This window comes from Segeticoccus rhizosphaerae (assembly GCF_005222685.1).
In the GTDB taxonomy this organism is placed as follows: Bacteria; Actinomycetota; Actinomycetes; order Actinomycetales; family Dermatophilaceae; genus Segeticoccus; species Segeticoccus rhizosphaerae.
On sequence record NZ_SWMA01000102.1, the window covers coordinates 1 to 1,034 of the forward strand.

The following is a 1,034-nucleotide window of genomic DNA, read 5'->3' on the forward strand; positions in this document are numbered from 1 at the left end:
GACAACGAGTCATAGACTCACCAAAACTGTCCACTTTTCAGGCGCCGGAACCGACCAATTTTCGATCGCCGCCGACAGAACCTTTCGTCCAGAGGCAGACACTCGTGTGGCCTTGATTCTGCTACGGGCGGGGCAACGGGTCTCGGTGGGCGGGCCTCGACACGATGGCCAGCTGCATCACACCGCCCATCCAGCTGCGTCACACCGCCCAGAATGGGACGGCCTGACGGCCCTTCCGTCGCCGGCTTGGGACGAACGGTCAGCAGCGGCCGGCCTGTATGAGTATGCAGGCGATGCCGATGGGCGGTCACGACGGCGGCCCCCAGCTGTTCGGAACACGAGACGCGGGACTGAGAAGGCCGAAGTGGGCTGCGCCGTCCGGAAGCCGATCCTCGCGCGGTGAGGTTGCGGGCGGCATCTACTGCTCGTCGAGTCCAAGCGTGTGGCGCAGGGCTGCGGACTCGTGCGTCCGGAACCAAGCGAGGGGGTACTCCCGCCCAAGCCATAGAAAGCGGCCGCCGGCCCAGTAGGTGAGTTCGTTGTCCAGGTCTTCTTCGTCCAAGTAGGTGTCGGTCGGGGTCTCCTCGTCGAGCAGCATGTGCAGGATCACAAATTCCCGGGGCGGTGACCATCGTCGCCACCACAGGTGTCCGGATACCTGTGTGCACATCTGATCCACTTGAACGTAGATGCGCAACACCCCATCGTCGAGGAGCACTACGCCGCCGCGATCCCGATACGGATCCAGCCGGTGGTCGACCGGCGAAGGGGACCAGTCCGGGCGCCAAGGCATGGGCAAGTGTTGCACCAGCGACGCACCTGACCGGCACCTTCGAACCCCAATTGCGGATCGGCGTACGGCACAGGCGATTCCTGCTACGGATCGCCTGGGCGGATTCAAGCGGTGGGTGCAACACCGTGTGGATCTGACTGTTCCGACAGTAGTTGGTCGAGGGTTTCGGCGGGGGTGCGCCAGCCGAGGCGTTTGCGGGGCCGGTCGTTGAGCTCGGCGGCGACCATGTCCAGGTAGCCCG

General features: G+C 64.7%; 1 protein-coding gene and 1 pseudogene. Both read right to left on the bottom strand.

The genetic code is table 11. The features are described from left to right. Positions 1-418: 418 nt before the first annotated feature. Positions 419-808: a hypothetical protein gene (locus FCN22_RS21480; protein WP_137123601.1), complete on the bottom strand. Its 390-nt coding sequence runs from the start codon at positions 806-808 to the stop codon at positions 419-421. An 89-nt stretch (positions 809-897) separates the two neighbouring features. After that, positions 898-1,034, bottom strand: a pseudogene (locus FCN22_RS23015) (IS30 family transposase); the annotation flags it as partial.